This is a genomic window from Flexivirga sp. B27 (genome assembly GCF_052905685.1).
Genome location: NZ_JBPYUM010000001.1, coordinates 1,163,841 through 1,189,066 on the forward strand (window position 1 = coordinate 1,163,841; position 25,226 = coordinate 1,189,066).

At 67.6% G+C, this 25,226-nt stretch carries 25 protein-coding genes; 5 read left to right on the forward strand and 20 right to left on the reverse strand.

Annotation, left to right across the window (positions count from 1 at the left end):
* Nucleotides 1-83: 83 nt before the first annotated feature.
* From ilvC to ACSZL9_RS05385, 7 genes are all read right to left on the reverse strand, one after another.
* Nucleotides 84-1,118, reverse strand: a complete 1,035-nt coding sequence (ilvC, locus tag ACSZL9_RS05355; RefSeq protein WP_446664432.1) for a ketol-acid reductoisomerase — start codon at nt 1,116-1,118, stop codon at nt 84-86.
* Between the two features lie 128 nt (nt 1,119-1,246).
* Nucleotides 1,247-1,759 (reverse strand): acetolactate synthase small subunit, encoded by a 513-nt coding sequence (gene ilvN, locus ACSZL9_RS05360; RefSeq protein WP_446664433.1) that lies wholly within the window; start codon nt 1,757-1,759, stop codon nt 1,247-1,249.
* A complete protein-coding gene (locus ACSZL9_RS05365) occupies nt 1,759-3,597 on the reverse strand; it encodes an acetolactate synthase large subunit (RefSeq protein ID WP_446664434.1) in 1,839 nt (612 codons plus the stop codon). The genes ilvN and ACSZL9_RS05365 overlap by 1 nt, the downstream gene beginning before the upstream one ends.
* A gap of 325 nt (nt 3,598-3,922) precedes the next feature.
* Nucleotides 3,923-4,678, reverse strand: coding sequence for an ectoine/hydroxyectoine ABC transporter ATP-binding protein EhuA (ehuA, locus tag ACSZL9_RS05370; protein ID WP_446665109.1), 756 nt, complete (start codon nt 4,676-4,678; stop codon nt 3,923-3,925).
* An 85-nt stretch (nt 4,679-4,763) separates the two neighbouring features.
* On the reverse strand, nt 4,764-5,462 hold the full coding sequence (locus ACSZL9_RS05375) for an amino acid ABC transporter permease (protein WP_446664435.1): 699 nt from the start codon (nt 5,460-5,462) through the stop codon (nt 4,764-4,766).
* A gap of 11 nt (nt 5,463-5,473) precedes the next feature.
* Nucleotides 5,474-6,220, reverse strand: a complete 747-nt coding sequence (locus ACSZL9_RS05380; RefSeq protein WP_446664436.1) for an amino acid ABC transporter permease — start codon at nt 6,218-6,220, stop codon at nt 5,474-5,476.
* A 28-nt stretch (nt 6,221-6,248) separates the two neighbouring features.
* A complete protein-coding gene (locus ACSZL9_RS05385) occupies nt 6,249-7,160 on the reverse strand; it encodes a transporter substrate-binding domain-containing protein (RefSeq protein ID WP_446664437.1) in 912 nt (303 codons plus the stop codon).
* 314 nt (nt 7,161-7,474) lie between these two features.
* On the opposite strand from ACSZL9_RS05385, the gene ACSZL9_RS05390 reads away from it, so the two are divergent.
* Both ACSZL9_RS05390 and ACSZL9_RS05395 read left to right on the forward strand, forming a co-directional pair.
* On the forward strand, nt 7,475-7,936 hold the full coding sequence (locus ACSZL9_RS05390; protein WP_446664438.1) for an N-acetyltransferase family protein: 462 nt from the start codon (nt 7,475-7,477) through the stop codon (nt 7,934-7,936).
* A 48-nt stretch (nt 7,937-7,984) separates the two neighbouring features.
* Complete coding sequence (locus ACSZL9_RS05395; protein ID WP_446664439.1) at nt 7,985-8,800, forward strand: SDR family NAD(P)-dependent oxidoreductase; 816 nt, start codon at nt 7,985-7,987, stop codon at nt 8,798-8,800.
* Nucleotides 8,801-8,806: 6 nt separating this feature from the next.
* Here ACSZL9_RS05395 and ilvD read toward each other — a convergent pair whose 3' ends face one another.
* The 6 genes from ilvD to gatC all read right to left on the reverse strand — a co-directional run bounded on the left by ilvD (nt 8,807) and on the right by gatC (nt 15,861).
* The gene (ilvD, locus tag ACSZL9_RS05400) at nt 8,807-10,660 is read right to left on the reverse strand and encodes a dihydroxy-acid dehydratase (RefSeq protein WP_446664440.1); all 1,854 of its coding nucleotides are present in this window, start codon (nt 10,658-10,660) and stop codon (nt 8,807-8,809) included.
* A gap of 46 nt (nt 10,661-10,706) precedes the next feature.
* Nucleotides 10,707-11,234, reverse strand: a complete 528-nt coding sequence (locus tag ACSZL9_RS05405) for a SixA phosphatase family protein (RefSeq protein WP_446664441.1) — start codon at nt 11,232-11,234, stop codon at nt 10,707-10,709.
* 13 nt (nt 11,235-11,247) lie between these two features.
* Nucleotides 11,248-12,177: a 2-hydroxyacid dehydrogenase gene (locus tag ACSZL9_RS05410; RefSeq protein ID WP_446664442.1), complete on the reverse strand. Its 930-nt coding sequence runs from the start codon at nt 12,175-12,177 to the stop codon at nt 11,248-11,250.
* A gap of 348 nt (nt 12,178-12,525) precedes the next feature.
* Complete coding sequence (gatB, locus tag ACSZL9_RS05415; RefSeq protein ID WP_446664443.1) at nt 12,526-14,040, reverse strand: Asp-tRNA(Asn)/Glu-tRNA(Gln) amidotransferase subunit GatB; 1,515 nt, start codon at nt 14,038-14,040, stop codon at nt 12,526-12,528.
* Nucleotides 14,040-15,557: an Asp-tRNA(Asn)/Glu-tRNA(Gln) amidotransferase subunit GatA gene (gene gatA, locus ACSZL9_RS05420; RefSeq protein ID WP_446664444.1), complete on the reverse strand. Its 1,518-nt coding sequence runs from the start codon at nt 15,555-15,557 to the stop codon at nt 14,040-14,042. The genes gatB and gatA overlap by 1 nt, the downstream gene beginning before the upstream one ends.
* A 7-nt stretch (nt 15,558-15,564) precedes the next feature.
* Nucleotides 15,565-15,861: an Asp-tRNA(Asn)/Glu-tRNA(Gln) amidotransferase subunit GatC gene (gene gatC, locus ACSZL9_RS05425; protein ID WP_446664445.1), complete on the reverse strand. Its 297-nt coding sequence runs from the start codon at nt 15,859-15,861 to the stop codon at nt 15,565-15,567.
* Between the two features lie 159 nt (nt 15,862-16,020).
* Here gatC and ACSZL9_RS05430 point away from each other — a divergent pair, with 159 nt between their 5' ends.
* The 3 genes from ACSZL9_RS05430 to ACSZL9_RS05440 all read left to right on the forward strand — a co-directional run bounded on the left by ACSZL9_RS05430 (nt 16,021) and on the right by ACSZL9_RS05440 (nt 18,240).
* Nucleotides 16,021-16,692 carry a cytidylate kinase-like family protein gene (locus ACSZL9_RS05430; RefSeq protein WP_446664446.1) on the forward strand — a complete coding sequence of 224 codons (672 nt, stop codon included), beginning with the start codon at nt 16,021-16,023 and terminating at the stop codon, nt 16,690-16,692.
* A 5-nt stretch (nt 16,693-16,697) separates the two neighbouring features.
* Complete coding sequence (locus ACSZL9_RS05435; protein WP_446664447.1) at nt 16,698-17,483, forward strand: class I SAM-dependent methyltransferase; 786 nt, start codon at nt 16,698-16,700, stop codon at nt 17,481-17,483.
* 208 nt (nt 17,484-17,691) lie between these two features.
* Nucleotides 17,692-18,240: a YdeI/OmpD-associated family protein gene (locus ACSZL9_RS05440; protein ID WP_446664448.1), complete on the forward strand. Its 549-nt coding sequence runs from the start codon at nt 17,692-17,694 to the stop codon at nt 18,238-18,240.
* Nucleotides 18,241-18,279: 39 nt separating this feature from the next.
* On the opposite strand, the gene ACSZL9_RS05445 is transcribed toward ACSZL9_RS05440, so the two are convergent.
* The 7 genes from ACSZL9_RS05445 to ACSZL9_RS05475 all read right to left on the reverse strand — a co-directional run bounded on the left by ACSZL9_RS05445 (nt 18,280) and on the right by ACSZL9_RS05475 (nt 25,226).
* Nucleotides 18,280-18,942, reverse strand: coding sequence for a uridine kinase (locus ACSZL9_RS05445; protein ID WP_446664449.1), 663 nt, complete (start codon nt 18,940-18,942; stop codon nt 18,280-18,282).
* 21 nt (nt 18,943-18,963) lie between these two features.
* Nucleotides 18,964-19,440, reverse strand: a complete 477-nt coding sequence (locus ACSZL9_RS05450) for a hypothetical protein (RefSeq protein ID WP_446664450.1) — start codon at nt 19,438-19,440, stop codon at nt 18,964-18,966.
* A 37-nt stretch (nt 19,441-19,477) separates the two neighbouring features.
* Nucleotides 19,478-20,260, reverse strand: a complete 783-nt coding sequence (locus ACSZL9_RS05455; protein ID WP_446664451.1) for a class I SAM-dependent methyltransferase — start codon at nt 20,258-20,260, stop codon at nt 19,478-19,480.
* Nucleotides 20,261-20,293: 33 nt separating this feature from the next.
* Entirely contained in the window at nt 20,294-20,761 is a 468-nt protein-coding gene (locus ACSZL9_RS05460) for a mycothiol transferase (protein ID WP_446664452.1), read from the reverse strand.
* A gap of 245 nt (nt 20,762-21,006) precedes the next feature.
* Nucleotides 21,007-23,121 carry an NAD-dependent DNA ligase LigA gene (gene ligA, locus ACSZL9_RS05465; protein ID WP_446664453.1) on the reverse strand — a complete coding sequence of 705 codons (2,115 nt, stop codon included), beginning with the start codon at nt 23,119-23,121 and terminating at the stop codon, nt 21,007-21,009.
* Between the two features lie 219 nt (nt 23,122-23,340).
* Nucleotides 23,341-24,339: a methionine synthase gene (locus ACSZL9_RS05470; protein ID WP_446664454.1), complete on the reverse strand. Its 999-nt coding sequence runs from the start codon at nt 24,337-24,339 to the stop codon at nt 23,341-23,343.
* Entirely contained in the window at nt 24,336-25,226 is an 891-nt protein-coding gene (locus ACSZL9_RS05475) for a septum formation family protein (protein WP_446665110.1), read from the reverse strand. Before ACSZL9_RS05475 ends, ACSZL9_RS05470 begins: the two co-directional genes overlap by 4 nt.

The window sequence follows — 25,226 nt, forward strand, 5'->3', positions numbered from 1 at the left end:
AACGCCGAGTGACGGCCCCTTCGTCGAGAGACGGTGAAGTTTCGCCGTCTCTCGCCGAGGAAGCCGTCACTGGCGAATAAGGGTCAGCGCGCGGCGGAACCCTCGACGTAGTCCGTGTCGGTGTCGTTGTCCTTCAGCCAGCTCATCAGGCCACGCAGCTTCTTGCCGGTGGACTCGATCGGGTGCTGGGCGGCCTTCTCACGGAACGCGTTGAACTCCGGCGCGCCGGCGTCCTGGTCATCGATGAACCGCTTGGCGAAAGAACCGTCCTGGATGTCGGCCAGGACCGCCTTCATGTTCTCCTTCACGTGCGGGTCGATCACGCGCGGGCCGGAGACGTAGTCACCGAACTCGGCAGTGTCCGAGATCGACCAGCGCTGCTTGGCGATGCCGCCCTCGATCATCAGGTCGACGATCAGCTTCAGCTCGTGCAGGCACTCGAAGTAGGCGACCTCCGGCTGGTAACCGGCCTCGGTCAGCACCTCGAAGCCGTACTGCACCAGCTGCGACGCGCCACCGCACAGCACGGTCTGCTCACCGAACAGGTCGGTCTCGGTCTCCTCGGTGAAGGTCGTCTTGATGCCGCCGGCACGCAGGCCGCCGATCCCCTTGGCGTAGGACTTCGCCAGGTCCCAGGTGCTGCCCGACGCGTCCTGCTCGACCGCGACGACCACCGGGACGCCACGACCGTCGACATACTCGCGGCGCACGATGTGCCCCGGGCCCTTCGGCGCGACCATCAGCACGTCGGCGTCGGACTTGGGCTTGATGTAGTCGTAGCGGATGTTGAAGCCGTGCCCGAAGACGAGCGCGGAACCCGGGTTGAGGTTCGGCTCGATCTCCTCGGCATACAGGGTGCGCTGCACCTGGTCGGGCGCGAGGATGACGACGACGTCGGCCTCCTTCACCGCGTCGGCGACGGGCAGCACGCGCAGCCCTTCGTTCTCCGCCTTCTCCTTGGACTTCGAGCCGTCGCGCAGGCCGATGCGGACGTCGACGCCCGAGTCACGCAGGTTCAACGCGTGCGCGTGCCCCTGGCTGCCGTAGCCGATCACGGCGACCTTGCGCCCCTGGATCACCGACAGGTCGGCATCGTCGTCGTAATACATCTCGGCCACTGGTATCTCCTTGATTGAAATGTGAATTCTGTTGGTCTGTAAGGCAATTCAATTTGTATGGCGCAAGGCTGGCGTCCTTTCGAGACGCTCGCTCGTCCCTCACGAGCTCCTCAAGGAACTCGCCGCCGTCAGGCGCTGCGCCGTCCGCGGTCGGTGATCGACTTGCCACCGCGGCCCACGCCGACCAGACCGGACTGCACGATCTCCCGGACGCCATACGGGTCGAGCACTTCGAGCAGCGCGGCCAGCTTGCCGGGCGTGCCGGTCGCCTCGATGACCACCGCGTCCAGGCCGACGTCGACCACGTTGCAGCGGAACATCTGGGTGATCTGCACGATCTCGGCCCGGGACACCGCGTCGCACCGGACCTTGATCAGGACCAGCTCGCGCTGGACCGAGGCGTCCTCGTCCAGCTCCACGACCTTGAGCACCTCGATGAGCTTGTTGAGCTGCTTGGTCACCTGCTCCAGGGCGGTCTCGTCGACGTCGACGACGATCGTCATGCGGGAGACCTCGTCGTTCTCGGTCGGGCCGACCGCGAGCGAGTCGATGTTGAAGCCGCGGCGGGAGATCAGCCCCGAGATGCGCGCCAGCACACCGGGCTTGTCCTCCACCAGCACCGACAAGGTATGGCGTGCCATCAGCGGTCTCCTTCTGCATCGTCGTCGCGGTCCCACACGGGTGTCATCGCCCGCGCTGTGGTGACCAGGTCATTGCTCACCCCGGCCGGCACCATCGGCCAGACCATGGCGTCCCGCTCGACCACGAAGTCGATGACCACCGGAACGTCGTTGATCTCCAACGCCTTTGCGATCGTCGCGTCGACGTCCTCGGTCTTGTCGCAGCGCAGTCCCACGCAGCCGTAGGCCTCGGCGAGCTTGACGAAGTCCGGGATCCGCGAGCCGGCAGCCGAGGTGTGCAGGTCGGTGTTGGAGTAACGCTCGTTGTAGAAGAGCGTCTGCCACTGCCGCACCATCCCGAGGCTGGAGTTGTTGATGATCGCGACCTTGATCGGGATCTTGTTGATCATGCAGGTGGCCAGCTCCTGATTGGTCATCTGGAAGCAGCCGTCCCCGTCGATCGCCCAGACGGTGCGGTCGGGTTCGCCGACCTTCGCACCCATCGCGGCGGGCACCGAGTAGCCCATCGTGCCGAGCCCGCCGGAGTTCAGCCAGGCGTTGGGGCGTTCGTACTGCACGAACTGCGCAGCCCACATCTGGTGCTGGCCGACGCCCGCGGCATACACCGCTTCCGGGCCGGTGAGCGCGCCGATCCGCTCGATGACGTACTGCGGCGGGATCGCCGTCGCATCCTCGGCAGGGCTGTAGCCCAAGGGGTAGGTCTCCGTCCAGCCGTGTGTGCGCTGTTGCCACTCGGAGAAGTCGCCTGCTCGGCCGGCGTCGCGGTCCGATCGCAGTGCGGAGATCAGGTCGGCGATGACCGCCTTGGCGTCACCGACGATCGGGACGTCGGCGACGCGGTTCTTGGAGATCTCGGCCGGGTCGATGTCGGCGTGGATCACCTTGGCGCCGGGCGCGAATGACGGCAGGTGCCCGGTGACCCGGTCGTCGAAGCGGGTGCCGATCGCGATCAGCAGGTCCGACTTCTGCAACGCGGTGACCGCGGAGACCGAGCCGTGCATACCGGGCATGCCCAGGTGCAGCGGGTGGCTGTCGGGGACGACGCCGCGCGCCATCAGCGTTGTCACCAAAGGGATTCCGGCCAGATCGACCAACTCGCGCAGCTCCTCGGTCGCCCCCGAGCGCACGATGCCGCCGCCCAGGTAGAAGACCGGGCGCTTGGCCTCGCGGATCAGCTTGGCCGCGGCGCGGATCTGCTTGTGGTGCGGTCGCGTGACCGGGCGATAGCCCGGCAGCCCGACCTCGGCAGGCCACTCGAATGCGGTCTTGCCGGTCATCGCGTCCTTGGTGACGTCGACCAGCACCGGGCCTGGCCGGCCGGTCGAGGCGATGTGGAACGCCTGCTGGATCGCGGTCGGTATGTCGCCCGCCTCGGTGACCAGGTAGCTGTGCTTGGTGATCGGCATCGTGATGCCGCGGATGTCGGCTTCCTGGAACGCGTCCGTGCCGATGGTCTTGGAGTTGACCTGGCCGGTGATCGCGACCAACGGGACCGAGTCCATGTAGGCATCCGCGATCGCGGTGACCAGGTTGGTCGCGCCCGGGCCGCTCGTCGCCATACAGACGCCGACCTTGCCGGTGGCCGACGCGTAACCCTCGGCGGCGTGTCCGGCACCCTGCTCGTGGCGGACCAGGATGTGCCGGAGCTTGGTGGAGTCCAGCAACGGGTCGTATGCCGGCAGGATCGCCCCGCCGGGCAGGCCGAAGACGACTTCGACCCCGGCGGCCTCGAGCGAGAGCACGAGACTCTGCGCGCCTGTCACGTCGGGAACCACCGCCGGCTTCTTCACCGTCGGCGCCACCTCGGCCGGGGTCGGGATCTGACTTTGCGTTGTCACCTTGTCGTCCTTAACTCTTCGACAGCACGCTCGCGCATCAGCAACTGGCTCGTGAACCTCACATAAAAAAAACCCCCATCCCGGATTACGGGCAGTGAGGGTTAGCGCGCGAGCCGAGTGGATCAGCTTGCGCGCCTGGGAAGTACGAGAATTCGTGCCACCGCTTCAGTTTCGTGCGGACGACGTAAAGCGTCAACATTCTGAGATGGGCGTCTCAACATGCGGGCAGTGATGTAGGACACGCCGAGACGACTTCCGCCCATGTCAGGCGGGAGCGATGGCTCCCGCCTGACATGGGCGGAACGAGAGACGATGCGCCGAGGACCTACAAAATTGCCTGCAGGAACTTCTTGGTGCGCTCGTGCTGTGGGTCGGAGAACATCGCGTCGGGCTTGGCCTCCTCGATGATGTGACCGGAGTCGAACATCATCACGCGGTGCGAGACGTCCCGGGCGAACTGCATCTCGTGCGTCACCAGCAGCATGGTGATGTCGGTGCTGTCGGCGATGTCCCGCAGGACGCCGAGGACGTCACCGACCAGCTCGGGGTCGAGCGCCGAGGTGACCTCGTCGAGCAGCAGGATCTCCGGCTCCATCGCGAGCGCGCGGGCGATCGCGACCCGCTGCTGCTGACCGCCGGACAACCGCGTCGGGTGCTCCTCCGCCTTGTCGCCGAGGCCGACCTGGTCGAGCAGCCCCTTGGCCTGGGTCCGGGCCTCCTCCTTCGATTTGCCGAGCACGTGCACCGGCGCCTCGGTGATGTTGTCGATCACCGACATGTTCGGGAAGAGGTTGAACTGCTGGAAGACCATACCGATCCGCTTACGGATCGCCGACACTTCCTTGGGCTTCATCGCCACACGCTTGCCGGCGTCGTTCTTCCGGTGCGTGAGCGGGTCGCCGTCGACGTAGATGAATCCGCCGGACAACTCCTCCAGCGTCATCAGCAGCCGCAGGATCGTGGTCTTGCCCGAGCCGCTCGGCCCGATGAGCGTGACCCGCTCGCCCTTGGCAACGTTGAAGTTGAGGTCGTTGAGGACGACGTTCTTGCCGAACTGCTTCGAGACGTCCTCGAAGGTGATCCGCGGTGTGCCGTTCCGGGCGGGCTGCCATGCGGGGGCGGCGGCCTTGTCCGCGTTCTTGGACAGGTCGGGGCCCTCGGTCTGCTCAGTAGGCAAGCTTCTTCTCCAATCGGCGCATGAGGATGGCGGTGGGATAACTGGCCGCCAGGAAGATCAAACCGGCGATGGTGAATACCTCGATGTAGTCGAAGTGGTCACCCCCGATCCCTCTGGCCACGGTCACCATCTCCAGGACGCCGATAGCCAGCAGATAGGGCGTGTCCTTGAACATCGCGATCGCCCAGTTACCCAGGGACGGTAGCGTCGCGCGCAATGCCTGCGGAATGATGACGGCGCGCCACGTGCGGCTCTGCGGCAGCGACAACGCAGTGGCTGCCTCCCATTGGCCCTTGGGCAGTGACTCGATGCCGGCACGGTAGGACTCGGCCATGTAGGTCGAGTAGTGCACGGCGAACACCACGATGCCGATCATCGTCAGCCGGTGGTTCAGCTGGTCCGGGCCGTCCAGGTGTGCCAGCCAGCCCTGTGGCGTGACGATCCCGTAGGTCACGATCAGCAACTGCAGCGGAAGCGGCGTCATCCGGATGACGCCGAGCAGCCAGGCCAGCACCTTGCTGAGCGGACCCGGCAGTTCCCGCAACGCAACAGCCCAGACCAGGCCGAGGAGCGCCGACAGGATCGACGCCGCGACGGTGACGAGGAGTGTGACCTCGAGGAACGCCTTGAGGATCTCCGGGAACGCCTCGTTGGCGATGCCCCAGTCCCACTTCACGGATGATTGCATGGTCAGCCCCCTCATCCGCCGGCCGGCGTCAGCGCGACGGCGCGGTCGACCTTCAGGTCACGGTGCGGCCTCTGCCCCAGCCGGCGCTGAGCGCGGACCTCCAGGTGCCGCAGGAACGCGGAGAAGAGCAGTGCCGCGAGGTAGTACAGGACGAAGGAGATCGTGTAGACGGTCCAGGCATTCACGCCGCTCTTGCGCAGGTCGTCGCCCACCGAGGTGAGGTCGGGCAGGCCGATGAACAATGCGATCGCGGTGCCCTTCACCAGCATGACCATCAGGTTGTTGAGGCCAGGCAGCATCAGTGCCCAGGCCTGCGGCCAGATGATGCGCCGGATCTTGGTCAGCCACGACATCGACAAAGCGGTGGTGGTCTCCCACTGCCCTGGCGGGACCGCAGCCAACGAGCCACGGACCACCTCGGAGCCGTAGGCGCCGTAGTTGAGCCCGAGCGCGATGATCGCGAACAACAACGGGTGTGAGCCCGAGCTCGAGACCTGCGGTACGACGTAGACGAGCACGAACAACTGCACGACCAGCGACGTACCGCGGAAGAACTCCACAATGATGCGTGAGATCGTCCGCAGCACCGCGAACCGGGAGATCGCGGCCAGTCCCAGCACGACGGCCACGACGAACGCGAGCGCGCCGCCGAAGACCGACAGCTCCATAGTGACGCGAAGCCCGTCGAGCAGTGTGTGCCAGTTGTCCTTGACGGTATCGACCACGCCCGCCGGGGCAGTGGACAGAAAATCAACCACAATCAGCGTCTTTTCGCCGCGCAGTCACTTACTTCGCGTCCGGCAGCTTGCCCGAGCAGAGGTACTTGGTGTCCGTGGTCTTGCCCTTGGGACGCTCCGCCTCGGTGAAGCCGTACTTGCCGACGATCTTGTTGAACTGCTTCGGGTCGTCGATGATCTTCTTCAGCTCCTTGTTGTAAGCCTTCAGGAGCTTGGTGTCGCCCTTGCGGAAGACAGCGGCGCCGGCGCCGATCTGCAGCTTGCCGTCGACCGTGGCGGTGAACGCCTTGGTGACCTCGACCTTGCTCTCGGCCTTCTGGGTCTTGACCAGGGTGCGCAGCGAGATCGCGGTCAGCGCGAAGACATCTGCCTGGCCGTTCTCAACGGCCCGCAGACCGTCCTGCGGCGAGCCGACCGTCTGTGTCTTGATGCCCATCGTCTTGGCGTAGCCCTGCTCGATGGCGCCGTTCTCGGTGACCAGGTTGACCTTCTTCTTCTTCAGGTCCTGCATCGTGTGCAGGTCCTTCGGGTTGCCCTTGGGCACCAGGAAGGCCGTTTCGTAGGTGATCTCCGGGTAGCTGAAGGCGGCCTTCTTGCAACGGTCCGGGAGGATCGACATACCGGCGCTGACCTCGTCGTACTGACCGGAGTTGAGGCCGGGGATCAAGGCGTCCCACTCGACCTTCTTGCCCTCGACCTTGTTGATGCCGAGCTTCTTGTAGACGGCGCGGTCGAGCGCGATGGTCGCACCGTCCAGCTTGCCGTCCTTGTCGAAGTAGCTGTAGGGGTTCTCGCCGTTGATGCCGACGGTGACCTTGCCGGCCTTCTGCAGCGAGGCGAGCGTGTCGTCGCCCCCGCCCGAGCCGCCGCTCGATCCGCCGCACCCGGCCAGGGAGAGCGCGAGCGCGCCTGCAGCCAGCACAGCAGCGGCGCTGGTCGTACGTGGTGTACGCAGTGTCATCTTCATCGAGCCTTTCGACACACGGGAGCCGCGCCGAACGCACCTCCGGGGAGAATCGGTCCACTGGACACTATGTCGGGGGCGGGCACATCTCAATCACAGGTTTTGGGCGCGTCATGGACAGGTCAAGCGATGTCAAAGTCCCGCGACATACCGCTGACCTGCGGAAACACCACCCTGAGCGCGGTCGCGAAGGCCGTCACACCCGCACCACCGATCACGAAATCTTCGTTACGAGTTTGAGACAAAACCGGCACTTATTGCGCGGATCCGACGACCGCCACTCGCGCCGGACACCGGTTACTGTGCAGGTCATGCGCGTCCGACCGGTCACCGATGCCGAGCTCCCCGACTTCATTTCCACCACCATGCGCGAGTACGCCGACCAGAAGCATCGGATGGGTGGCGTGCCGCTCGAGCAGGCTGTCGCCGAGTCCGAGGCCGAGAGTGAGCAGTACTTCCCCGGCGGTCGGCTGAGCGAAGGGCACGCTGTGTTCATCGCCACCGACGACGCCGGTGCACGCGTCGGTCGACTGTGGATGGCGCCGCGGGGAGTCGACAAGGACACCGCGTTCATCTACGACATCGAGGTGCAGGCGGACCAGCGCGGCAAGGGCTACGGGCGAGCGCTCATGCGCGAAGCCGAGAAGTGGTCGCGCGACAACGGCTACCAGACCTTGGCGCTGCACGTCTTCGGCGGCAACGACATCGCCATCAATCTCTACCGGTCACTCGGTTTCATCACCACCGACGTGATGATGAAGCTCGAGCTCTGACCGGCCTTTGACTAGGGCCTGTCACCGGCGGCGCCTATCGTCCTCGGCATGACGCAGTCACCCCGTAGCGCCCTGGTCACCGCAAGCACCGCGGGCATCGGTCGAGCGGTCGCCGAGCTGCTGCACCGGCGCGGCATGTCGGTCACCGTGCATGGCAGGAGTGCGGACTCTGCGGCCGAGGCTGCCCGGTCGATCGGCGACACAGTGAGCTTCGTCTATGGCGACATGGGCGACCCCGAGCAGGTGCAGACACTCGCCGACCGCATCGGCGCTGCAGGCTTCGACATATTCGTGCACTGCGCCGGCCCGTATGCCGAACACACATATGACACTGCGACGCCTGCGGATTGGGAGTCGGCCTACCGGACGAACGTCGTCTCGGCGGTGCAGCTGGCGACCGCCGCGCTCGCGCCGATGCGGGAGCGTGGCTTCGGTCGGGTGATCCTGATCGGCACGCGCGCGACGCGGACGCCGATCCCGACGATGATCGAATACTCCGCTGCCAAGGCGGCCCTCGCGAGCGCGACGATCAGCCTGGCACGCAGCGCCGTCGCTCCCGGCGTCACCCTCAACATGGTCAGCCCGGGTGTCATCCTCACCCCGGCGATGCAGCAGATGTTCCTGGCGCGCGCCGACGCTGCAGGGCATGACCTGGAGAGCGGTGCGAGTTCATCGCGATCGCAGGGTCGCTCCTGGGCCGAGATCGAAGCATCGATCACGACCGACTATGCGCCGAATCCTCAACAACGACTAGGGCGTTCGGAGGATGTCGCTGCGGTCGTGGCGTTCCTGACCGGCGACGACGCCGGCTATGTCAACGGCGCCGACATCCCGGTCGATGGCGGGATGACCGGCACCCACTGACCGCCGTCAGCGGCGCGTCGGCACCTCACGGACAGCGCCGCGGTCGGCCGAGGTCGCCATGGCGGCATACGCCTGCAGTGCCTTGGTGACCACCCGGTCGCGCGACTTCGGCTGCCAGCCGGCCTCCGAGGACTCCACCTCGGCGCGGCGCCGCTCCAGCTCGGCGTCGTCGACGTGCAACTCGAGCCTGCGCTCGATCACGTCGATGAGGATCGGGTCGCCGTCACAGACCAGGCCGATCTCACCGCCGGCCGCAGCCTCGGGCGAAACGTGCCCGATCGACAGGCCGCTGGACCCGCCGGAGAAGCGGCCGTCGGTGACCAAGGCGCACTTCTTGCCCATGCCGGTGCCCTTCATGAAGGCGGTCGGGTGCAGCATCTCCTGCATCCCCGGGCCGCCGGCCGGGCCTTCGTAGCGCACCACGAGGACCTCACCGGGCTGGATGGTCTTGCTCAGGATGACGTCGACGGCCTCCTCCTGGGACTCCACGACGCGCGCCGGCCCCTCGAAGTGCCACTGCTCCTCGTCGACACCGGCAGTCTTGATGACAGCCCCGTTGGGCGCGAGGTTGCCGCGCAGGATGGCCAGCCCGCCCTCGGAGGTGTAGGCGTGCTCCGCGTCGTGGACGCAGCCGTTCTCGGCGTCGGTGTCCAGGTCGGCCCACCGGTTGTCGGTGGAGAACGGCGTGGTGGTGCGCACTCCCCCGGGTGCGGCGTGGAAGAGCTCGATCGCCTCGTCGGTCGTCTTGCCGGAGCGGATGTCCCAGTCGTCCAGCCACTGCTCCATGGTCGGCGTGTGGACCGTGGTCACGTCCCGCTCGAGCATCCCGGCACGACGCAACTCGCCCAGGATCGCGGGTATGCCGCCTGCCCGGTGCACATCCTCCATGTGGAAGAAGGAGTTGGGCGCGACCTTCGACAGGCACGGCACCCGCTTGCTGATCTCGTCGATCGTGGCCAGGTCGAAGTCCTTGACCTCGCCCTCCTGAGCGGCGGCCAGGATGTGCAGCACGGTGTTGGTCGATCCGCCCATGGCGACGTCGAGCGCCATGGCGTTGCGGAACGCTGCCGACGTCGCGATGTTGCGCGGCAGCGCCGAGTGGTCGTCCTGCTCGTAGTAGCGCTTGGCCAGCTCGACCACGGTCTCGCCGGCCCGCTCGAAGAGCGCGCGACGTGCCGAGTGGGTGGCGAGCGTCGAGCCATTGCCGGGCAGCGCAAGACCGAGCGCCTCGGTCAGGCAGTTCATCGAGTTGGCGGTGAACATACCCGAGCAGCTGCCGCAGGTCGGGCAGGCGGACAGCTCGATCTCGCTGAGCTTGTCGTCGTCGATCTTGTCGTCGGCGGAGGCCGAGATCGAGGTGATCAGGTCCGAGGACGGGTGCACGACGCCGTCGACGACGACGGACTTGCCGGCCTCCATCGGACCGCCGGAGACGAAGACCACCGGGATGTTGAGCCGCATCGCGGCATTGAGCATGCCGGGGGTGATCTTGTCGCAGTTGGAGATGCACACCAGCGCGTCCGCGGTGTGCGCGTTGACCATGTATTCGACCGAGTCGGCGATGATCTCGCGGCTGGGCAGCGAGTAGAGCATGCCGCCGTGTCCCATCGCGATGCCGTCGTCGACCGCGATGGTGTTGAACTCACGCGGCACGCCGCCGGCTGCGCGCACGCCCTCGGCGACGATCTCGCCGACGTCCTTGAGGTGGACGTGGCCGGGAACGAACTGCGTGTAGGAGTTGGCGATCGCGACGATCGGCTTGCCGAAGTCGCTGTCCGTCATACCCGTCGCGCGCCAGAGCGAGCGAGCGCCCGACGCCGCACGACCGAATGTGGTTGTCCGTGACCTCAGATCTGGCATGCCGTCAGGCTACGCCCCACGTCCACGGACTGGGACGGCGATCCCATCAGTCGGACGCGCGGGCGGTGTGCACCGCCGTCAACCGACCCGTGCCGGCCGCGAGGTCCTTCCACTTCGTGTCGACCTGCAGGACGGCCACGGTGCAGGTGGGGAAACCCGCGTCGAGGGTCGGCCCGTCCGGTTCGGACGTCACGCCCTCGGTGAGCGTGGCCGCGAGGCCCGGCATACCCGGTGCGTGTCCGACGACAACCACCGAGCGGGACGGGCCGCCCTCCTCACGGACCAGCTCGATCAGTCGCTCGACGGAGGCGTTGTAGACGCGCTGATCGTTAGCGACCAGCGCACCGAGTCCGCTGCTCGCCACGACGTCGGCCCACGTCTCCCGAGTGCGGACGGCGGTCGAGCACAGCACCAGGTCGGCCCGCAGTGCCTGCTCCTTGAACCAGTGCCCGAGCGCCTCGGCATCAGCATGGCCGCGCTCGGTGAGCGGGCGGTCGTGATCGCGCGTGGCCGCGCCCGGGTCGGCGGCCTTGGCGTGACGGACGAGGATCAGCTGACGGGTGGCTGGGCTCATACCCGAGAGCATGTCACCTGTGCCCGGTAGCGACGACATTCCGCAACGGAGCGCCGCCGCCGAATCGCGCGAGTTCGGAACGCAGCAGGCGGAGCGCGCGTGGCTCAAAGGCCGTCGACGCGCCGCCGACGTGCGGCGTGATCAACACTCCCTCGGTGTGCCACAGCGGGTGGTCCTGCGGCAGCGGCTCCGGGTCGGTCACGTCGAGCGCGGCGCGCACCCGGCCGGCAGCGCACGCCTCGACGAGCGCATCGGTGTCGACGACGCCCCCGCGAGCAACGTTGACCAGCAAGGCGTTTCGCGGCATACGAGCCAAGAAGTCGGCGTCCACGAGATGCCGGGTCTCGTCGGTGAGCGGGAGGATCAGGAAGACGACGTCGTGGTCCGGCAGGAGCGTGGACAGCTCGTCGATGCCGTGGACCTGATCGACCAGGTCGTCTCCCCCGCGTGCCTTGGACGCCACGGCGGTGACCGAAACCTCCATCGGCAGCAGCCGTTTCGCGATGGCGACACCGATCGCGCCATAGCCGATGATCAGCGCACGCCGGTCCGCGAGCGACGGCAGGCCGGCCATCCGCAGCCACTCACCGTCACCCTGCGCCCGCACGGCCTGCGGTATGCCGCGCTGCGCGGCGATCGCCAGACCGACGGCGAGCTCCGCGGTCGAGGTGTCGTGGATACCGCGTCCGTTGGCCAGCTCGACCCCGTCGGGGAGGTAGGGCACCGCGTGCTCGAAGCCGGCCGTCACCAGCTGCACCGCACGCAGCCGCGGCAGCTCCGCCAACCGCGCGAGCCGCTTGGGATTGCCGAGGTATGGCGGCACGACCAACTCGATGTCGTCCCGCGGCGGCGCGTCCTTCATGTCCCACAGCACCGGCTCGACGCCCTCGACGTCCGCCAGTGCAGTGACCCAGTGTTCCTCCGGCAACGACACAACGCTCATGCGTCAGAACCTAATCGGGGCACCGCTATCGGCTGGCTCCGGGTGCCGGCACAACGACAAGGCAGCGGCAGGTGAGATCCGTAGGTGTCGAGGTGGTCGTCCGAACGAACCTATGGAGCGGAACGGAGCGCTAGCGGAGTGCAGTGGAGTGCGTTCGGGCGGGCGGCTGCCTCGACACCGCTACCCAGGTGACCGAGGGCGCACGAAAACGCAACAACGGCAAGAGGCCTCGATACGGCCTCGCCTAGCGGCTCGACCTACTCAACCAGCTTGGGCAGGGTCTCGATACGGCCTCGCCTAGCGGCTCGACCTACTCGACCAGCTTGGGCGGGCCCTCGATCAGCATGGTCAGCTGGTGAGCTTCGACAGGATCAGCTCGCGCGCCTTGGCGGCGTCAGCCTGACCGTTCAGCTCCTTCATGACCTGGCCGATGAGCGCGCCGGCGGCGTTGAGCTTGCCGTCACGGACCTTGGCAGCGATCGGCTCGTTGGCGGCGATGACCTTGTCGACCGCTGCCTCGAGCGCACCGTCGTCCTGGACCAGCTCGAGGCCGCGGGCGTCGGCAACCGCCGTCGGCGAGCCTTCACCGTCGATGACGCCTTCCAGCACCTGGCGCGCCATCGAGTCGTTGAGCCGGCCGCCCTTGACCAGGCCGTCGAGCTCGGCGACATACGCCGGGGTGACGTTGAACTCGTCGACGGACTTCTCCTCGACGTTGGCCCGGCGGGCGAGCTCACCGGTCCACCACTTGCGGGCACCCGCGGGTGTGGCGCCTTCGGCAACGCTTGCCTCGATGAGGTCGATCGCGCCGGCGTTGATCACGTCGCGCATCTCCAGATCGCTGTAACCCCAGTCGGATTGGAGCCGCTTGCGGCGCTGGGCCGGCGGCTCGGGCAGCGTGGAGCGCAGCTGCTCGACCCGGTCCGCCGGAGGTGCGACAGGCACCAGGTCGGGCTCGGGGAAGTAGCGGTAGTCGTCGGCGTCGGACTTGGGACGACCGGACGTCGTGACGCCGGTGTCCTCGTGCCAGTGACGGGTCTCCTGCAGGATCGACCCGCCCTCTTCGAGGATCGCAGCCTGCCGGCTGATCTCGTAGCGCACCGCACGCTCGATGGAGCGCAGCGAGTTGACGTTCTTGGTCTCGGTGCGGGTGCCGAGCTTCTCGGCGCCCTTGGGCCGCAACGACACGTTGGCGTCGCAGCGCACCGAGCCCTGCTCCATCTTCACGTCGCTGATGTCCAGCGCCTTGACCAGGTCGCGCAGCGTGGCGACATACGCACGAGCGATCTCCGGGGCCCGATCTCCTGCACCCTCAATGGGTTTGGTGACGATCTCGATCAGCGGGATGCCGGCGCGGTTGAAGTCGACGAGCGAGTATTCGGCGCCCTGGATGCGACCGGTGGCGCCGCCGACGTGCAGCGACTTGCCGGTGTCCTCCTCCATGTGCGCGCGCTCGATCTCCACGCGGAAGGTCTCGGTGCCCTTGCCGGATGCGGCCGGGACCTCGACGTCGAGGTAGCCCTCGAAGCAGATCGGCTCGTCGTACTGGCTGGTCTGGAAGTTCTTGGGCATGTCCGGGTAGAAGTAGTTCTTCCGGGCGAAGCGGCACCAGTCGGCGATGCTGCAGTTGAGCGCGAGCCCGAGCCGGATCGCCGACTCGACCGCCTGGTGGTTGACGACCGGCAGCGCGCCGGGCAGGCCGAGGCAGGTCGGGCAGGTGTGCGAGTTGGGCTCCGCCCCGAAGACGGTCGCGCACCCGCAGAACATCTTGGTCGCGGTGTTGAGCTCGACGTGCACCTCGAAACCCATCACCGGGTCGTATGTCGCGAGAGCCTCGTCGTAGTCGACGACTGCGTCAGTCATCAGTTGCCCGCCTTTGCTGTCAGTGCCGGGGCTTGCGCCAGGATCGGCCCGCCCCACTTCTCGTGCAGCGCCGCCTCGAGGACCGCCGCGGCACGGTAGAGCCGCTCGTCCTTCGTAGCCGGCGCGAGGATCTGGAAACCGCTGGGCAGACCGTCCTCGGCCGCGAGGCCGTTGGGGATCGAAATGCCAGGAACGCCAGCGAGATTGGCCGGGATGGTGGCGACGTCGTTGAGGTACATCGCCATCGGGTCGTCGAGCTTCTCGCCGAGCTTGAACGCCGTGGTCGGCGCAGTCGGGGTGACCAGCACGTCGACCTTTTCGTATGCCGCCGCGAAGTCGCGCGCGATCAGCGTGCGGACCTTCTGGGCCTGGCCGTAGTAGGCGTCGTAGTAGCCGGCGGACAGTGCGTAGGTGCCCAGGATGATCCGGCGCTTCACCTCGTCGCCGAAGCCTGCCTCACGCGTGGCGGCCATGACCTGCTCCGCGCTCGGGCTGTCGACACCCTCCGGGCCGACGCGCAGGCCGTAGCGCATCGCGTCGAAGCGCGCCAGGTTGGAGCTGGCCTCGCTGGGCATGATCAGGTAGTAGGCCGCCAAGCCCTTCTCGAAGCTGGGGCACTCGACCTCGACGACCTCGGCGCCACGGTCGACCAGCAGCTGCACCGACTCGTCGAAGAGCTGCTTGACGCCCGGCTGGAAGCCGTCGCCCGAAATGCCTTTGATGACACCGATCTTCATGCCCGATACGTCGCCGTTGCGGGCAGCCTCGACCACCGGCGGGACGGGCGCGTCGATGGACGTCGAGTCCATCCGGTCGTGGCCGCCGATCACCTCGTGCAGCAGCGCCGCGTCGAGCACGGAGCGCGTGCACGGCCCGGCCTGGTCCAGCGAGCTGGCCATCGCGATGAGGCCGTAGCGCGAAACGCCGCCATACGTCGGCTTGGTGCCGACGGTGCCGGTGACCGACGCGGGCTGGCGGATCGAGCCGCCGGTGTCGGTGCCGATCGCGAGCGGCGCCTCGAACGCGGCGACTGCAGCGGACGAGCCGCCACCGGATCCGCCGGGCGTGCGGTCGAGGTCCCACGGGTTGTGGGTCGGGCCGTATGCCGAGTGCTCGGTCGAGCTGCCCATCGCGAACTCGTCCATGTTGGTCTTGCCGAGGATGGGCATGCCGGCGGCGCGCAGCTTGGTGACGACCGTTGCGTCATACGGCGGGATCCAGCCGGCGAGGATCTTGCTGCCGGCCGTGGTCTCCAGACCCTTGGTCGCCAGGACGTCCTTGACGGCGATGGGGACGCCGGCGAGCGGGCCGAGCTTCTCCCCCGCGGTGCGCGCCTCGTCGACCGACTTGGCGGTGGCGAGGGCGCCGTCGGCGTCGACCTGCAGGAAGGCGTGTATGTCGCCGTCGACCTCTGCGATGCGGTCCAGGTGTGCCTGGGTGACCTCGACGGAGGTGGTCGATCCAGTGGCGAGTGCGTCGGCGATCTCGGCAGCCGTGAGCCGGGTGTAGTCAGTCATCGATGTCTCAGTCCTCGTCCAGGATGCGGGGCACGGCGAATCGCTCGGCCTGTGCCTTCGGTGCGGCGGCCAGCGCCTCCTCGGGCGTCAGGCTCTGCCGGACCTCGTCCGGGCGGGTGATGTTCTCCAGCGGCAGCGGGTGCGACATCGGGGTGATGTCGTCGGTCGCGAGATCGCCGACGGTAGCCACGAATCCGACGATCTGGTCCAACTGGTCGGCCAACCGGTCGAGTTCGTCATCGGTGAGCTGTATGCGGGCGAGCATGGCGACGTGCGCCACCTCGTCGCGGGAGAGGTCAGACATGCTGATCAGTCTATTTCGCCGCGCTCGGCGCAATTCGCCCGGCTTCCCTGCAGCGCGGGATACGTTCAGGCGTCACACTGGTCACATGCAGTGATACAACTTGATAGCAGAACGAAGTATGTGTGGAGCATCCCCGAAAACGACGCCGAGGAGGCACTCATGCCAGGCATCACCATTTCGTCCGCGTATGGCGCAGGGGGCGGGATCGTTGCGCCGCGTGTCGCCGAAAGACTCGGTTTCGCCATGCTGGACCGTGCCATCAGTGCACGGGTCGCCCATGAACTCGACGTGTCGGTCGAAGAGGCGGCCGAGGGCGAGCGCAAGCTCAGCTTCGCCGACCGCTTCTTCCGCAACCTCGCTCCCCTGGCCGACACGATCAGCGGCGGCTCGGCCATTGCCGCCGCGGACGGTGCGGCCGCCGAGGAGTTCCGCACCGAGGCCGACAAGATCATGCGCGAGGCACTCACCGACGGTGCGGTGATCCTCGGCCGCGGCGGCGCCGCAGCGCTGCACGACCGCACCGATGTGCTGCGGATCCGTCTCTACGGCACGGCCGAGGAGCGCATCAAGGCAGCCGAGAAATTCGGCGAGGGCGGCGTCACCCCCGAGCAGGCGGAGGCGAACCTCGAGAAGGTCGACGCCGCCCGGGCGAAGTACGTGCAGCACCTCTACTGCCGCGACATCGACGACCCCGCGCTCTATCACCTGCAGCTCAACACGCCACTGCTCGAACTCGACCAGTGCGTCGCCATGATCATCGACGCCTACCGCGCGTTCAGCGGGACGCCCGGCTCCGAGGAGCGGCCGACCTACGCTCCGGACGCGGACTGACGCGGGTGCCGACAGACACCGACCACGGCGGAGACGACCTGCACCTGGACAGGGCGCGTGCCGAGTCGTTCGGGGCGGTCGCCGCTGCGTATGACGAGCACCGGCCGACCTACCCGACCGCGCTGATCGAGACGGTGTTGAACGCTCCGGCGACGGGCCGGCGGCCCCTCGAGGTGCTCGACGTCGGATCAGGCACCGGCATCGCCGCCCGGCAGCTGCGTGGGGCCGGCGCGGAAGTGCACGCTGTCGAACCCGATCCGGACATGGCCGCAATTGCCGAGAGCACCGGGCTCGCGGTGGAGGTTGCGACCTTCGAGGCCTGGGAGCCGGCCGGTCGCAGCTTCGATGCCGTGACCTTCGCGCAGTCGTTCCACTGGGTGGAGCCCACGTCCGCGGCCCGGAAGGCGTGGGACGTGCTGCGCCCCGGTGGCGCGCTGGCGCTGATGTGGAATCGCTACACCGAGCTCGATCCGCCACGCGATGCGATCACTGCGATCGACGAACGGCACCTGGCGGTCACGCCCAGCGCCCGACCGTCGGAGGACCGCGAGGAGTCGGTCGACGAGTTGCTGCGTGGGATGGGGTTCACCGTTGAGCGTCATACCTTCCGAAGCGACCGGGTGATGACGACGGAGGCTTGGTTGAACCTGGTCTTCACCTACTCGCGCTACGTCGTGCTCGACGACGAGCGCCGAGCCGCCGTCCGCGCAGACCTCACTGCGCTCGCCGGGCCCGACGGCGTCCACCTCGAGAACGACGCATTGGTCGTGCTGGCCCGCAAGCCCGGCTGAGGTGGCCGAGGAGCCGGAGGAGCGCAGCCGAGGAGGCGTCTCGAGGCCTCCACAACCTCGGACCCGCAAGACGTGCGCCGGAGCGCACCTCCTGCCGGCCCAAAAGTCACCGTCACCGGTATGCCGCGCCGGACCTGCCGATCGTGCGGGCTGCGTGCGCACGATCTGCAGGACGCGTGCACTCCGGCCTTCTTCTAACCTTTGCGGTATGGCGACCAAGGCGACACCCACGACCGTCGAATGCTCCGCACCGATCGAAACCATCGGGGACCGGATGATCGTCCGACTACCCACGGAAGCAAGCGCCGAGCTGCCGTCCCGCGGTCAGGTCGCGGCCACGGTCACCGTTGACGGTGCGCCATACCCGACCGTGATCGAGCCGGACGGGCGGAAGGGGCACTGGATCGCGATCGACGACGGGCTGCGCAGTGAGCTCGATCTGCGGGTCGGCGCGACCGTGCAGCTGACGATCGAGCCGACGAAGGACTGGCCGGAACCCGAAGTCCCCGAGGACTTTTCGTCCGCTCTGGCCGACGCGACCGACCTTGCCGACACCTGGCAGGACATCACGCCGATGGCTCGCTGGGAGTGGGTCCGGTGGATCAATGCGACAAAGAACCCGGTGACCCGCGACCGCCGGGTCGAGGTCGGCATCTCCAAGCTGCGATCGGGCAAGCGCCGGCCGTGTTGCTTCGACCTGGCGTCGTGCACAGACCCGGAGGTCGCCAAGAGCGGGAAGCTGGTCGAACCCGAGTAACCAGGCTGAGGGCGGGCTGGACCCGGCGACATCCGGTGCTCAGGCGGTCCCGGTGAGCGAAGGCCGCACCAGATCGGTGTTGTCGAACACCCACGTGCTCCGTGTGCGAGGGTCCGCTTCGGCGAGGTACAGCTGCTGACCACCGACATACCGCTGATTGACCGGGGCGCTCGGGTCGTTGTCGTGATCGCCTGGGAAGCGCGCATTGCCTCTCGGGACGGTCACTGCGAATGGTGCGTCGACCCAGACCGTGGCGTCCCAGACATCGACCAGCTCCGGACGTTGCAAGAAGATGCCGTCCACCAACACGATTGTGTCCGAAGGGATTTCGAGCGGATCGACCTTGACCGGCCGGTCGACGGCGACGTCCCAGACGGCGGGCGTGATCGGTTTGCCCGTCCGGACGGCGTCCACCACGCAGGCGCGGAAGGCGTCATACCGATAAGAACCGCGGTAGAAACCCTCAGCACCCGTGCCGGCCGCGACGCGCTCCGCCTTCGGCCGGTGGAAACCGTCGATGCTCACGCCGACCACCGGGCGACCTGCGGTGGAAGCCAACGCGACCAGTTCCGCCGCGAGATGTGTCTTGCCGACACCGTCGAAGCCGTCCAGCGCGACCAGGGCCCGGCCGCCGGGCCGCACGTTCTGCAACCGGGTCAGCAACTCGGTGACGACTCGCGTGCGTCGATCTCCCCCGCCCATGGCGGAACTCTAACGACGCCCTCAGTGCGAAACGGCTTGCAGCACAATGCCGGTCGGCATACTGACCAACAACACGACCACGACGATGCGCATCAGCCAGACCAGCCAGTTCGACGGGACGTGTGCGATCGCCCGGAGCATCAGCACGAGCGTGATGATCAGCGGCACGCACCCGAGGTAGAGCACGACCGGCACGTCGGCCAGTGTCCCGGCGACGACCAGCGCATTGCCGACGTTCCAGCACCACAGCTCGGCTTGCCGGACAGCACCGGACACGTCACCGCCGGTCAACGCAGCCTGCGCCAGGCCGAGCACTCCCTGTGCCGCGCCGGCGACCAACACGATGTAGGCGACGGCCCAACTGCTGTGATAGCTCGCGTTCGGTGCTGCTGCGGCGGACACCAGACCTCCGACGACCACCAGCACGAGTCCGAGGATGACGAACGGTGACGCTGCCCGTGCGGTCTGTGAATGGGGCCAGATATCAGGCGTGCTCACGCCTTCGAACCTAGGACACGTTCCTGACGCGCCTCGGTCAGGGTGTGCGGCCCGGACTCACGACGAGGACGAGCGAGCCGTCGAAGGTCGGCTGGGTGCGCAGCTCGCCGTGCGCTCGGTCCCAGGCACCGTCGGCCAGATCCGCCCGCAACCGCGCGCTGTATGACGAAACGGTCGCCTCGTCCACGAAACTCCACGCCGAGCAGGACGCCCGCGCCGCGGGATCGAGCAACATCTCCGGCCGCCCGTAGTAGGCCTCGTTGAAGCCGTCGGAGCAGTCGAGCGGCACCGGCACGTCGAGCACCTCGACGTCGCCCAGCACCTCCCGGATCGCAGCGATGGACGGATACCGGCGCGCTTCGGTGCCGATGACCTCCGGCGCGTATTCGGCCAGCCAGAAGCGGTCGAGCAACTCCGGGTCGCAGGTCATGATCACGATCGGACCGGTGGTGACACGACGCAGTTCGCGCAGCCCGGCAGCGAGGTCGCTCCACTGGTGAATGCTGAACGTCGTCATGGCGGCATCGAACGAGTAGTCGGCGAACGGCAACGACTCCGCCGTCGCGTCGATCGCCTCCGGCAGGTGCGGCGGTCGTTGCGCGCGCATCGAGCCCGACGGCTCGACCGCGGTCACGTCGCGGCCGGTCGGCTCGTAGGACCCGGCGCCGGCCCCGACATTCAGCACGGTCCGTGCGTTGCCGAGGGCATCCTCGATGCGGCCCGCGATGCGCGGATCCGGTTGTCGATAGGACGAATACGCGCCACCGATCTGCCCGTAGTCAGCGTCCCCGGCGCTGCCGTCGGCGTGTCTCACAGTCATGGGCGGACCTCCTTGGTCATTGATGAACGCGCGTCAGCGGGCGCGGACGATGTCGGCGGTGATCTCCAGGTGGCCGCGGTGCTGCGCCAGCTCCTCGTAGACATGCATCAGCACGCCGGCCTGCGTGCGGGACTCGTCGGGGTCCATGCTCCACGCGTTCATCTCGCCAGGAGTGTCGGCTTCGCCGTCGAAGCGCTGCAGGTCTGCACGGAACTTCGCGCGCTGCTCCGCCACGATCGCCACGATCTCGTCGACCGTGCCAGAGGAGGTGAACTCCGCGGGTCGGTCGCGGGTGATCGGCCGGTCGGCGAGCACCTTGCCGCCCCAGAACTCCAGGACGCCGCAACAGTGCCGCACGATCTGGTATGCCGTGTTGCCGCCCGGTAGGTCGGTGCCGGCGTTGACCAGGTCGTCACCCAGGTCACGCAGGGTTGCCGACATACCGTCGAGTGCGCGGTCGACGTGGATCATGACGACGTCCAGTGGGACTGCTTCGCTCATGTCAGACTCCTTGTTTCCTGGGTGAGCAACGAGAAATGGTGACCACGGGACTTCAACCGACCAGCCGCGAAGGCGGGGTACATCGGCGGCGGCTGCGTCGTCGGGCCTGGCCTATGCAACGGAACGGAGCGCTAGCGGAGTGCAGTGGAGTGAGTCAGGCACGGCGGCGTAGCCGTCGCCCCACCAAAGCGACCGGAGCACTTGATCTCGATACGCCTCCTCCGCTCCGCTCCTCCGGCACTCGATCAGCGTGCGCCGTCGCCAACTTCCGGGCCGTTCTCGAGCAGGTCGTCGAAGCCGTCCTCGTCGAGGGTCGGCACGCCGAGTTGCTCGGCCTTGTCGGCCTTGGAGCCGGCGTTGGCGCCGAGGACGACATACGAAGTCTTCTTGGAGACCGAGCCGGCCGCCTTGCCGCCGCGGGCGATGATCGCCTCCTTGGCCGAGTCGCGGGTGTATCGCTCCAGCGAGCCGGTCACCACGACTGTGAGGCCCGACAGGGTCTGCACGATCGACTCGTCGCGTTCATCGGCCATCCGCACGCCGTCCTGCGCCCAGCGATCCACGATCTGCCGGTGCCAGTCGACCTCGAACCAGTCGATCACCGCCTGGGCGATGATGCCCCCGACCCCGTCGGCGGCCGCCAGCTCCTCGACGCTCGCCGATCGGATCGCCTCGATGGAGCCGAACTCGGTCGCGAGCGCACGCGCCGCGGTCGGGCCGACGTGGCGGATCGACAGGCCGACGATCACCCGCCACAGCGGCTGCTCCTTGGCGCTGACGAGGTTGTCGAGCAGCCGAATACCGTTGGCTGACAACACCTTCCCGTCGACGATCTCGTCCTCGGGGTCGGACTTCTTGGCGGCGCGGGTGTAGATCGGCACCTGCACGAGCTGCTCACGAGTCAGTCGGAAGAGGGTCGACTCGTCGGTGATCACGTCGGACTCCAGCAGCGCGACCGCACCCTCCCAGCCGAGCGCGTCGATGTCGAAGGCGCTGCGCCCGGCGAGGCTGAAGAGTCGCTCGCGCAGCTGCGACGGACACGTGCGTGAGTTGGGGCACCGGATGTCCTTGTCGCCCTCCTTCTCGTAGGCCAGTTCGGTGCCGCACGACGGACAGTGCGTCGGCATCACGAACTCCCGCTCGCTGCCGTCGCGCAGGTCAACGACCGGGCCCAGGATCTCGGGTATGACGTCACCGGCCTTGCGCAGCACCACCGTGTCGCCGATCAGCACGCCCTTGCGCTTGACCTCGAAAGCGTTGTGCAGCGTGGCATTCGCGACCGTCGAGCCGGCGACCACCACCGGCTCCATCACACCGAACGGCGTGACCCGGCCGGTGCGGCCGACGTTGACCTCGATGTCGAGCAGCTTGGTGTTGACCTCTTCGGGCGGGTACTTGTAGGCGATCGCCCACCGCGGCGCCCGCGACGTCGAGCCCAGTGCTCGCTGGACCGGCACCTCGTCGACCTTGACCACGACGCCGTCCAACTCGTGCTCGACGGAATGCCGGTTGGCGCCGGCCCACTCGACATACTTCTGGACCTTGGCGGCGGTGTCGACGACCTTGTAGTGCGTCGAGACCGGCAGCCCCCACTCCCGCAGCAGGTCGTATGCCTGCGACTGACGCTCGATGTCGAAGCCGCGCCGCGCACCGATGCCGTGCACCAGCATCCGCAGCGCACGACGTGCGGTGACGCGCGGATCCTTCTGGCGCAGCGAGCCGGCCGCGGTGTTGCGCGGGTTGGCGAACGGCGGCTTGCCCGACTCGACGAGGTCGGCGTTGAGCTGCTCGAAGTCGGACATGCTCATGAAGATCTCGCCGCGGATCTCGACCAGCTCGGGGATGTTGTCACCGGCGAGCTTGTGCGGAATGCCTTGCACCGTGCGGACATTGGAGGTGACGTCCTCACCTGTGGTGCCGTCGCCGCGGGTCACTCCTCGCACCAGACGACCGTGCTCGTAGGTGAGGTTGATCGCCAGGCCGTCGATCTTCAGCTCGCACAGGAAGTGCAGCGATTGGTCGCCGACCTCGCGCTGCACCCGCGCGATCCAGGTCGCCAGCTCCTCGGCGCTGAACACGTTGTCCAGGCTGAGCATCCGCTCGGCGTGCTTGACCGCGGTGAAGTCGGTGTTGAAGATCGCGCCGCCGACCTGCTGGGTGGGGCTGTCCGGGGTGCGCAGCGCGGGGTGCTGCTCCTCGAGCGCGTTGAGCTTGCGCATCAGCTCGTCATAGGCGCCGTCACTGATCGTCGGGGCGTCACGCACGTGGTAGGCGAACTGGTGGCCGCGTGCCTCCTCCGCGAGCTCGCCCCACTCGTGCCGCACTTCTGCCGGTATGCCGTCGGATTCGATCTCGCTCACGACGACACCCTCGTCCCTCGGGTGTCGTCGTTCCCCTGCATCATTGGTCGTTCGCTGCGCTCGCTCACCTGATCAATCCTGCCGTATGGCGCTGACAGCGGAGAGCGCGCTTGATCTCGATACGCTCCTTCGTCGCTACTCGATCACCTTGGAGAGGCCTCGTCGCTACTCGATCACCTTGGAGTGGCGGCGGCGCTACTCGATCACCTTGGGCTGCGATCAGCGCACGGCGGCATCCTCGAGAGCCTTGGCGGTGTCGACGGTGAGGCGGGACAGCCGGGACGCTTCGGCAGTGGTGCTGCCGGCCAGCCCGCATGCAGGCGTCACGACGAGACGCTCCAGCAATGCCGACTCCAGCCCGACCCGGTGCCACTGCTCGGCAAACGGGTCCACGAACTCGCGCGGGTGCTGCGCCGTCGTGTCGGTCGGAATCAGTCCTGCCCAGAGGCTCCGGCCGGACTCGACGAACTCGGCGATCCCGTCCCACTGCGCCGTGCGAAGCCGCGCCGTGTCCAGCGAGAGCCCCAGTCCGTCGACCTGGCGCACCAACGGCACCGGGACACCCGGAGCACAACAGTGCAGCACCTGCGAATCCACCTGCGGCGCAACGGCTTCGGTGATGTCTCGCAGTCCGTCTCGCGCCACGTCGGTGTCGATCGCCGCCAGCTTGCCCAAACCGGAAGCCGTGGGCAGCCGCCCCTCCAGCACGGCCGGCAGACCGGGCTCGTCCCACTGCACGACGAGCTCGGCACCGGGCACCAGCCGCTTCACTGCGGTCAGCTGCTCGACGACGGTGTCGGCCAGCGACTGTGCGATGTCGCGCAGGGCACCGGTGTCACTGACGGCGCGCTCCCCCTTTGGCAACGACAGCGCCGCGGCCAGCGTCCACGGGCCGCAGAACTGCAGTTTGAGCGGACCGGCGTAGCCGTCATACACCTCGGCCAGCACGTCGAGGTCCTGCTGCACGTAGCCACGCGCCTGAGCGGCCTCGTGGCCGGGCGAGTCGGTCAGATGCCACCCGGTCGGTTGCAACTCCACGGCCAGGCCGCTCAGCTGCGCGGCGGTGCGCCCGATCAGGTCGGCGCCCGGGCCGCGCTCCGGCAGCTCCACCAGGTAGGGGATGCCGCCGTCGCCATACGTCTCGCGCACCGCCCGCGCCGCGCCCTCGACGTCGTCGCCGGGCAGGGATCCGACACCGCTGGCCAGGATCGTGGTCACTTGAGGTCCTCCAATGGTTTGTTCTTGATGTTCTTGACCGAAGCGGTCAGCTTGGGTCCGTCGATGTTGACGAAGCACGTCGCGTGGCGATCGCCCCGCTGCCAGTTGGACTTGCTCGAGGTCAGAGCTCCGGTCACCAGGTCCTTGCGTGTCACGCCGCCGAGATAGGCACGGACCTTCTGGTCGCACACCTTGCGGGTCTTCGCGCGCACGGCCGAGTCGCCGGGGAACGGGTCGGTCGCGTTGCCCAGCGAGATGGTGGTGACCGCCTCCGCCGCGTGCTTTTCAGAACAGGACACGAATTGCGGCGCACCCTCGGTGGTGCGGCTGCGCAGGCAGGTCCGGTGCTCGGCCAGCTTCTGCGGATCGGCCAACGCCCCGCGCATCGGGCCGACCGTCTGCACGGAGTTGCCGCCCGGGCCGCTCTGCGTGGTCAGGCAGATGATCCGCTCGTCCGACTGCGGATCGGCCGCCGTGGGCAGCGTCGCCGCCATGAAGAAGGTCGCCAACGGCGGGCCGCCGAGGTATGCCGCCGCGACGTCGTTGCAGGTCCAGATCCGCAACGCGCTGCGGGCTGCCAGGTCGTGCTTGTCCCACTTGCTCGGCACGATCGCGGACACCTCGAAGTCGTGCCCGGTCGCGCAGTCTGCGGTCTTCCACTCCCCACCAGGGTTGTTGTCCAAGCAGTCACCGACCGCGATGTCCCGCAGGTAGTCGGGCAGCTGGTCAGACGTGGATGAGGCACTGGCGGTCGCGGACGGCGCGGAGCTCGGCGCTCCGCTGGCCTCGGTCCGGGGCGAGACCACGACACCGCCGTCGGAGCCGCAGGCAGTGAGAGTGCACACTGCCGCGCCGACGGCGGCCAACTGCAACGGACGGCGAGCCAT